At 41.8% G+C, this 9,681-nt stretch carries 4 protein-coding genes; 3 read left to right on the forward strand and 1 reads right to left on the reverse strand.

The features are described 5' to 3' along the window. Positions 1-23: 23 nt before the first annotated feature. The 3 genes from KSW37_RS11005 to KSW37_RS11015 are packed head-to-tail and all read left to right on the forward strand — an operon-like array spanning position 24 to position 9,047. Positions 24-2,924 carry an SNF2-related protein gene (locus tag KSW37_RS11005; protein WP_217314497.1) on the forward strand — a complete coding sequence of 967 codons (2,901 nt, stop codon included), beginning with the start codon at positions 24-26 and terminating at the stop codon, positions 2,922-2,924. A 40-nt stretch (positions 2,925-2,964) separates the two neighbouring features. Continuing rightward, positions 2,965-5,790, forward strand: coding sequence for a site-specific DNA-methyltransferase (locus KSW37_RS11010; protein ID WP_217314498.1), 2,826 nt, complete (start codon positions 2,965-2,967; stop codon positions 5,788-5,790). An 8-nt stretch (positions 5,791-5,798) separates the two neighbouring features. Beyond that, positions 5,799-9,047: a DEAD/DEAH box helicase family protein gene (locus tag KSW37_RS11015; protein WP_217314499.1), complete on the forward strand. Its 3,249-nt coding sequence runs from the start codon at positions 5,799-5,801 to the stop codon at positions 9,045-9,047. Between the two features lie 135 nt (positions 9,048-9,182). On the opposite strand, the gene KSW37_RS11020 is transcribed toward KSW37_RS11015, so the two are convergent. Further along, complete coding sequence (locus tag KSW37_RS11020; protein WP_367397502.1) at positions 9,183-9,302, reverse strand: hypothetical protein; 120 nt, start codon at positions 9,300-9,302, stop codon at positions 9,183-9,185. Between the last annotated feature and the right edge of the window lie 379 nt (positions 9,303-9,681).

Genomic DNA, 9,681 nt, shown 5'->3' on the forward strand with positions numbered 1-9,681 from the left:
CTCATAATTCCTTATAAGCGACGATGAAACAGGAAATCCCTTATTCATCTGCGCAGCTCTTGTATTATGCCTGGCAGTTGTCACGTAATAGGGGCGGTGCAGATGATGATAAGTTGACGGGTGTCTTGTCGGAGGCACGTGTCGATCTGAACCCCCATCAGGTGATGGCGGCTCTTTTTGCATTCCAATCTCCTTTCTCCAAAGGTGTTATCCTTGCCGACGAGGTGGGATTGGGAAAAACGATAGAGGCTGGTATTGTTATCAGCCAGTTTTGGGCTGAACGTAAGCGTCGTATCCTCATCGTTGCCCCAGCTACCCTTCGCCGACAGTGGAGCATGGAGCTGGAAGAAAAGTTCTTTCTGGATACTTTTATTCTCGAAAAGAAAAAGGGGATTTCTTTAGACCATCTTTCCGATGGCAAGCAAATCTATATCTGCTCTTATCAGTTTGCTTCCAGACAAGCCGAAATCTTGTCGCGCACTCATTGGGACCTGGTGGTTTATGATGAGGCTCATAAACTGCGCAATGTTTATAAGTCAACCCCTTCTATGGCTTCACGGCTGAAATCCGCTTTTTCTGATAGTCATAAACTCCTCCTTACCGCCACTCCGCTTCAGAATAACATTGAGGAATTGTATGGTCTGGTAAGTATCATTGATGACCAATACTTCGGTGACTTGAAGAGTTTCAAGGCTCAGTATTGCTATAGTAATAAAAACGATGATATTGCTTTTGGTGATCTTCGCAAGCGTCTTCGTCCCATCGTGCATCGCACGCTTCGCAAACAGGTTACGGAGTATGTGAAATATACTTCCCGTATCCCGATGGCGCAGGAATATTATCCTGCCGTTGAAGAGCAGAAACTCTATAATCAAATCAGCGAGTATCTTCGCCGGGATGATACTTACGGATTGCCAACCAGTCAACGCCAGTTGATTACGCTGATATTCCGCAAACTCATGTCTTCATCAACCTTTGCCATCGGCTATACGCTCAAAACGCTTATCGACCGTTTGCAGACCAAGATAGCTTCTTATTCTACAGATAAACAGCAAGGCTGGTATGGGGAAAATGGAAAAATAGCTATGGTTGCCGAGGATATGTTGGGCGATGATTGGGATGAATGGAATGAGCAGGATGAGAACGAACAGGAAGGAGAAATCCTTACTTCCGATGAGATAGAAGGTATCAAGGATGAAATCAAGGAACTTCAACGTCTGTATGATCTTGCCAATAGTATCAGTAGCAATAAAAAAGGTGATTGCCTCTTGTCGGCACTCCATACCGGCTTTCAGAAGATGGAAGAGTTGGGAGCCAACCGCAAAGCATTGATATTCACGGAAAGTACCCGTACCCAGCTCTATCTGAAACAGCTTTTAGAGGAGAATGGTTATATGGGCAAGATAGTCCTCTTCAATGGTTCCAACAATGATGAAACTTCCCGGAAGATATATAAGGCATGGAAAGAGCGGAATATAGGCACATCAGCCTTTACCCCTTCTTTGTCGGCAAACAAACGCCAGGCTATTGTAGATTATTTCAGAGACGAAGCCGAAATCATGATTGCTACCGAGGCGGCATCCGAAGGTATCAACCTTCAGTTTTGTTCACTTATCGTGAATTACGATTTGCCGTGGAATCCTCAGCGGGTGGAACAGCGCATAGGTAGATGCCATCGTTATGGACAGAAGAATGATGTGGTGGTGTTCAATTTCATCAATAAGGCAAATGCAGCTGATGTGCGTGTGTTCCAACTGCTTTCTGAGAAATTCCATCTCTTTGATGGTGTCTTCGGTTCGAGTGATGAGGTGTTGGGTAGCATCGAGTCGGGTGTTGACTTCGAGAAGCGGATGCTCAACATCTATCAGCAGTGTCGTACTCCCGAAGAAATCAATGCTGCCTTCGACCAGATTCAGCAAGAGATGGATGCGAGTATCAAGGCGACCATGCAAGATACCCGCAAGCAACTGCTTGAAAACTTTGATGAGGATGTGGTGGGTCTGCTGAAGATTCGCCAAGGCAAGGATATGGGAAATCTGAATAAGTTCCATCGCTGGCTTTGGACGATAACCATTGCTACGCTTGGTAAGGAGAATGTAGAAGTGGTAGATGAAACCAATCTTGTCTTTAGCTTGAAGCACAATCCTTATCCTGATGTGGCAGCAGAATGTGGCATGTATCAGATAACGACGCTGCAATCGAAATGCATCAATTATCGTTTGTCGCATCCTTTGGCTCAAAAGGTCATTGCTTTGTGTAAGCAGAATAAGCAAAGTCTGCAGAATCTCCTCTTCGATTATAGCCTATATCGTTATAAGGTGGCAGATATAGAACAATGTGCTTATGAAAGTGGATGGCTTCAGGCTCATCTTGTTTCTTTTATATCCGAAGGGCAACAGGAACAGCACATTGTGCTGACGGCACTTGCGGAAGATGGAACGGCTTTAGGGCAGGAGTTTGCAGAAAAATTATTGAATGTACCATCGGTAGTTACAGGAAATGCTTATGTGCAGGAGGAAGCAAGCCAGAAGTTAGCTTCCCTGTATGATAACCGGAGAGCAGCCTTGACCGTTCAGATAGAAGAACGAAACAAGGCTTTGCTTGATGCTGAAATCCAGCATATCGAGAAATGGGCAGAAGACCAGCAGCTCTCTTTGGAGAATGAACTGAAAGACATCAAGGCAAAAATCAAAGAAAAGAAAAGACTTTTGAGTCGTTCGGAGAATGCACAGCAAACATTGACCCTGGAAAAGGATTTGAATACTCTTACTCGCCAGCAGAAGCGTAAGCGAGCCGAAATCTTTAATCTGGAAGATGAGATAGAGGAGAAGCGAGACGGAATGATAGACAAAGTGAAGGCTTTTATCCAGCAGCATATTACGGAAGAAGAACTCTTCTGTGTGCATTGGACTTTAAAGAAATGAGACGGAAACAAAGCAAGATAACATAACTAAGATAAAAACAATGACACAATACGAACAGAAATTTAGAGATATACTTGCAGAAATACTGCAACTCGACCAAGCCGAACTCGACTTTGGTATATATCGCATTATGAATCAGAAACGTAAGGATATCGAGGCGTTCTTGAACAATCGTCTTGTACCTGAAATTACAAAGATTTTGAAGGCTCAAACTGCTGCAGGAACGGATATTTCTGCCATGGAGAATGAGGTGTTTTCTCATTTGGCTAAATTCTTTAGCCGTTATTATGAGGGTGGCGATTTTATCTCTAAACGTCGCTATAAGGACGATGCCTATGCTATTCCTTATAGTGGTGAGGAAGTGAAGTTGTATTGGGCAAATGCCGACCAGTATTACATCAAGACTTCTGAGTATTTCAAGAATTACTCGTTCGTGTTGCCAACCAGCCGTCGTAAGGTACACTTTGTTCTTCGTGATGCGGATACAGAGCAGAACAACAACAAGGCAGCCAACAATATGGAGCGCCGTTTCCAACTTTGTGAAGAGGACTGTATCGCAGAGGAAGATGATGAGCTAAACATCTTCTTTACTTATGAGTTGATGCCGAAGACTACCAAACAGGATGCACTTGTCAAGGATGCAGAGGCTAAGATTATTTCTTCGTTTGCAGAAGGAAAATATGCCGACTTTGCAGAGTTGGTCAATGAAAAGGTACCAACAGAAAAGAACAAGGAACGCACTTTGCTGATGAAGCATCTGCAAGATTATACGGCAAAGAACAACTTTGATTATTTCATCCACAAAGACTTGGGCGGTTTCCTTTGTAGAGAACTTGATTTCTATATCAAAAACGAGGTGATGTTTTTGGATGATTTGGATGCCACTCATATCATGGAGCATTTGGCACAAGTGAAAGCCATCAAGCTGGTAGGAGAGAAGATTATCACCTTCCTTGCCCAGCTCGAAGACTTCCAAAAGAAGTTGTGGCTCAAGAAAAAGTTTGTAGTCGGTTGTGATTATTGTATCACGCTCGACCGCATTCCTCGTACCCTTTACTCTGAGATTATAGCCAATGATGCCCAAAGAAAAGAATGGGTTCGCCTCTTTGCCATCGATGAAATCAAAGGGGATATGATGACCGAGGGCTATAGTGAGCCATTAACAGAAAAGTTCCTGGAAGACAATCCTTTCCTTGTGCTTGACACTAAGTTCTTTAGTGCCGAGTTCAAGCATAAACTCGTGGAAAGTATGGAGAAAGTGGATGAGGAGTGTAATGGATTGCTGATTAATAGTGAGAACTTCCAGGCTCTGGAATTGTTGCAAGAGAAGTATCGTGAGACTGTGAAATGTGTATATATTGACCCGCCTTATAATATCCAAGGTGATGACTTCATATACAAGGATAATTATAGAAATAGTACTTGGACATCTATGATGAATGATAGATTGGTTTTAGGAAGAAGTTTCCTTTCACAAAAGTCTAACCTGTTATGTAGTATTGGGCCTGATATGGAGGGTGAACTACGTCTTCTTTGTAATAGTTTAGATTATGATAAGGTATATCCTTATCTGTGGAAATCTCGTGCTAAACCAACTAATACTGGTACTGCAAAATTACGTCCTCAGGTAGTTGGCGAATTTGTATATATGCTTCAAAATGATAAAGAACAATTGTTTAATCCTATATCGTCTGGAATAGAGCGTAAATATAATAATCATGATGATTATGGAAATTACCGAACAACAACAATCTTAACATCTAATTTAGGAAGATATAAGAGAGAGACAATGCGATTTACAATTGGAAATTATACTCCACCTTATGATAAACGTTGGAAAGCTGGTTATAATGAAATAAAAACAATGTTTGATAATCATCGGTTGGGATTTAATGAAGATGGTGAGCCATATTGTAAGCATTATGAAGGAGATGAGGATGAGCAACATATTCCTTTTTGGACTTATATTCCAGAGGAACTTTCAAGTACGGCGGAAAATGGTAAAAACGAATTGTCTGATATAATACCAGATCATGGTTTTGATACAGTTAAGCCAAGGGAATTGTTGTTGTATTTTCTCAATGCTATCACTTCTAAAAATGATTATGTCTTTGATTATTTTGCAGGTTCAGGTACAACTGCCCATTCAGTGATTTCTATGAATAAAGAAGATAAAGGAGAGCGAAAATATTTAATGGTAGAGATGGGGGAACATTTTAAAAAACTTCTTTTCCCTCGCATCGAAAAAGTAATCTATTCCGAGGATTGGAAGGACGGCAAGCCTGTTTCTCGCAAAGGCATTTCTCAATGCTTCAAGTACATCCGCCTGGAGCAATACGAGGATACATTGAATAACTTGCAGCCAAAGAATCAGCGACTCGACTTCGATAACGAGAATGGCAAGGGAGATTTCGAGGAAACCTATTTCCTCCGTTATATGCTCGATACAGAAACCAAGGGTGATCTCTTCAACCTGGAATGGTTTAAGAACCCGTTTGCCATGTCTATCAAGACAACCAAGGATAATGAGTTGGTAGATACCCATGTTGATATGGTGGAAACCTTCAACTACCTTATCGGTCTGAATGTAGAGACGCTCCGTTATCCTAAGGATGGCTACTGCGTGGTGGAAGGAACCACCCATATCGGCAATGAGCGAACTCTCGTGATTTGGAGAAACTGCAACAAGGTGAGCAACGAAGACTTGAATGAATTCTTCCGTAAGCAAACCTATTGCACCACAGACTCAGAGTTCGATAAGATTTATGTAAATGGTGATAATACATTACCGAATATCAAGACGGATGAGGAGCATTGGAAAGTAGTACTCATTGAGGAAGAATTTAAGAAGAGAATGTTTGAATAGGTCTTATTATGGCTAAGAAAATACAGAAGAAAGGAAAACTGCAGCAGGCACTGGTCCTGTTTCATTATATCTTGCAGCTGTTTGGCTGTAAGGACTTGGAGGCTTTGTCTCGTGACCTCAAAGATCCAGCATACGAAGGTTTGAATGATGACCACGAGTCAAAACTCTATCATGAACTTTGTCATAAGCTCTATGCTACCGGTCCTTTGTCCATAGAACAGTTGTACTTTTACGACCAGCATATCGTGAAGTTTACTGATGAGATCAACGAGAAGCGAAATGAACCTATCAAGTGGAAGTACTTCCAGTATCTATCCCTCTTGTTCACGGAAATCTATCTCGACCAGTATTTCAGTAATCCGCAGGCACTTTGCGACAACCTGAATCGTTTTCTGCATGAAGACTTCAATCATCGTGCAGAAACCTGGCACGAGTTGCCCGACTTTACGGTTGATGACTTGAATAAGTTGGCCTATTGGAATGCAACAGGTTCGGGCAAGACTCTGCTGATGCATGTCAACATCAAGCAATATCAGGAGTATGCCAGAATCCATCACGCCAAGAAACTCAACCGTATCATCGTATTGACTCCAAATGAAGGATTGAGCCGTCAGCATTATGAAGAGTTGAAGGCTTCTAATATGGATGTTGCTATGTTCAGCAAACAAGGTGTTGGTGGTTTGTTTCAAGGCAAGGCTGTAGAAATCATCGACATCAATAAATTGGCAGATAAGGATGGAGATAAAACGGTAGCTGTTGAGGCTTTCGAGGGCAACAACCTGGTATTGGTAGATGAAGGTCACAAAGGTTCCAGTGGTGATGTCTGGATGGGGTATCGCCAGAAACTGACCGAGGAAGGCTTCTCCTTTGAGTATTCTGCTACCTTTGGTCAAGCCATTTCTGCAAAGAGCAATGCCAAAGACCGGAAGGCGATGTTCGACCAATATGGTAAGGCTACACTCTTTGATTATTCCTATCGTTATTTCTATGCCGATGGATATGGCAAGGATTATCGTATCATGAATATGAACGACTGGAATGATGATGATCTGCTCAATATGTATCTCACGGCATATTTGCTATGTCTTTATGAACAGACTAAAATCTATCAGAGTGATGTGCGGATTCATAACAGGTTTCTGGTGGAGAAGCCATTGGGAATATTTGTGGGAAGTAGCGTAAAGGCTGTGAGCAAGGAAAATAAGAATCAGGTATCGGATGTAACTCAGATACTCTTGTTCTTGCAGGATTTTATCCGAAATCGTACAGAGTTTTCTGGTTATATCCGTCGTTTGCTCAGTTCGGAAGATGGATTGAAAACAAAGAATGGTTATTCTGTATTTGGCAACTCTTTCCTGGCGCTTAAAGGTGGTTATCTCGTAGAAGATGACAAACAGAAGTTTGCCGAGAACATCTATGATGCTATCCTGCGGGATCTTTTCCACTCCAATATCCATGGTGCCCAACTTCATATCGATCTTCAAAAAGGAGGTTTTGAGGAGATTGGATTGAGGGTAGGAAGTGCTAAGGATTATTTCGGTGTCATCAATGTGGGAGATGGTAAGGAATTGCTGAAACTCTTGCAGGATAAAGGATTCCTTTGTGAAACGAAAGCATTCGGTACTTCAAGTCTCTTCAACAATATCAATTCTCAAGATTCAACTGTCAACATCCTGATTGGTTCCAAGAAGTTTACCGAAGGATGGAGCAGTTGGCGAGTTTCTGTGATGGGGCTGATGAATGTGGGACGTAGCGAAGGTTCTGAGATTATTCAGCTCTTTGGTCGTGGCGTTCGTCTGAAGGGATACAGATATTCCCTGAAGCGAAGCAAGATGCTGGATGCCTGCTATCAGGACGAGATGATTCCAAAGAATTTGTCAACTATCGAGACTCTGAATATCTTTGGCGTGCGGGCTGATTATATGGAAGCCTTCAAGGCATATTTGGAGGATGAAGGTTTGCCAACCAATGAGATAGACTATGAGAAGATTGTCATCAAAACCATTAAGTCTGTTGATTTAGACGCTCTTCATCTCTCATTGCCTAAAGTTGTGGATGGCTATAGCTTCAAGAAGTCTGCCGTGGTGGAACCTGCCGACGAAAGCCTGATGAAAAAGGTGAATATAAAACTGGACAAATATCCAAAGGTGGATTTGCTGAGAAGCAAGAATGTCCAAACTGCTAATGCTGCAAGTCGCTATATAGGTGTTTTGGGACAGGAGCATCTGAATTGGATAGACTGGACGGAAGTGTTCTTTGCCTTGCAAGGTATGAAGGCGGAGCGTGGTTGGTATAATCTGGAGTTGCGATTGGAAGACTTGAAGTATCTGATGGCAAATCCTTCCTGGTACGAATTGTCTATTCCTGAAGACCGTTTGAACTTTCATGATTTCGGAAAGAATGTGGAGTTGTGGCAGGATGTTACAATCAGTCTGCTTCGAGGCTATATGGATATGGCTTACAAGAAGGCCAAGTCGAAGGAAGAGCAAAAGCATCTGAAGGAGACACGCGTTACTTATTATAATATAGGTATGCCTGATGAATATGAAATAGAGGTTCGTAACGACCTGTATAATGTGGTAGATTATTTGAAAACATTGCAGGCGCAGGTGGAGAACAATGAATTTGGTAAAGACTTAGTTCTTGATGCTCCTTATTTCAAGGCTTTGAATGTGGAGGAATATCTGTATAAGCCTTTGGTTTTCCTTGCAGAGAAAGATGTCAATGGTAATCGTCCTTATGTAGATGTTGTAACTGGTGAGCCAACGTTGAAGGTGTCTCCTGTGGCATTAAACTTGGGAGAACAGAACTTTGTTACTTCCTTCCGTGAATATTGTAAGGGTCATCAAGACGATGTGCTGGCTGGTAAGCAGGTTTATCTGCTTCGCAATGAGAGCAAGAGGGGATTAGGTTTCTTTGAAGCAAACAACTTCTATCCTGATTTTATCTTATGGATATTGGATGGAGAGAAGCAATACATCACCTTCATCGATCCGAAAGGTATTCGCAATCTTAAAGGATTTGAGGATGATAAGATTCAACTCTTCAAGTATTTACAGACAGAAGTGTCTTCTCAGTTGGGCAACAATCATCTGATGTTGAACAGTTTCATTATCAGCAATACGCCAATGGAGCAGGTTGAGTTTTGGTTGAAGAATCCATTTGAGAAAGGTGAATTCCAAAAGAATCATGTGTTGTTTAAGGATGATAAAGGCTATCTGGAAACGATGATGAATATGATTTTGCAGTATATGTAGGAAAAAGTTTTTCTATTTTAATGCCACATCTACCACGCAGAAGCGCAAGTGGCTGATATACAGAAAATAATGCGTGGTAATAAGCGGTGCTTTTATTGCCACTTATTACCACGCATTGCCACGCCTTATTCTTGCTTATTTTTCTGTAAACTTCTCAGAATTAAGAAGTTGCTTGATTTGCGGCATCAAAACAGGTATATCCTTCTCTATGATATTCCAAAGCTGTTTTGGCTTAATAGTATAGTATCCATGCACCAAAACATGCTACCTTTCTAGTTTATAAAGTAAAAAGTATCTATTGATAGAAGAAAAAGGCACGCTAAGGCAGGTGGTCAACTATAAATATGACTAAGTTTCAGGAAAGTCAACGTGAATTATAAATAAGTTTTAACCGAGTCAACTCGTCTTACAAATAAAACTAAAAGTGGTCAACTAAAATCGTTAAACCACAATGCCCGCCTGTGCCCGAGGCGTTGGGCAAATTTGCCCAACTACCTTGGTCATCTTTGCTCATCGCCTTGGTCACTCATACCCATCGTCTCGGTCATGCGTACCCATGTACGTGGTCATGGATACCCGTGTGGTTTAACGATTTTAGTTGACCACTTTTAGCTTTATTTGTAAGACGAGTTGA

Source organism: Segatella copri, from assembly GCF_019127135.1.
Taxonomy (GTDB): domain Bacteria; phylum Bacteroidota; class Bacteroidia; order Bacteroidales; family Bacteroidaceae; genus Prevotella.

Excerpts from the sequence above, each read along its gene's own strand:
- KSW37_RS11010 (WP_217314498.1), top strand. The coding sequence starts at position 2,965 with ATGACACAATACGAACAGAAATTTAGAGATATACTTGCAGAAATACTG.
- KSW37_RS11005 (WP_217314497.1), top strand. The coding sequence starts at position 24 with ATGAAACAGGAAATCCCTTATTCATCTGCGCAGCTCTTGTATTATGCC.
- KSW37_RS11015 (WP_217314499.1), top strand. The coding sequence starts at position 5,799 with ATGGCTAAGAAAATACAGAAGAAAGGAAAACTGCAGCAGGCACTGGTC.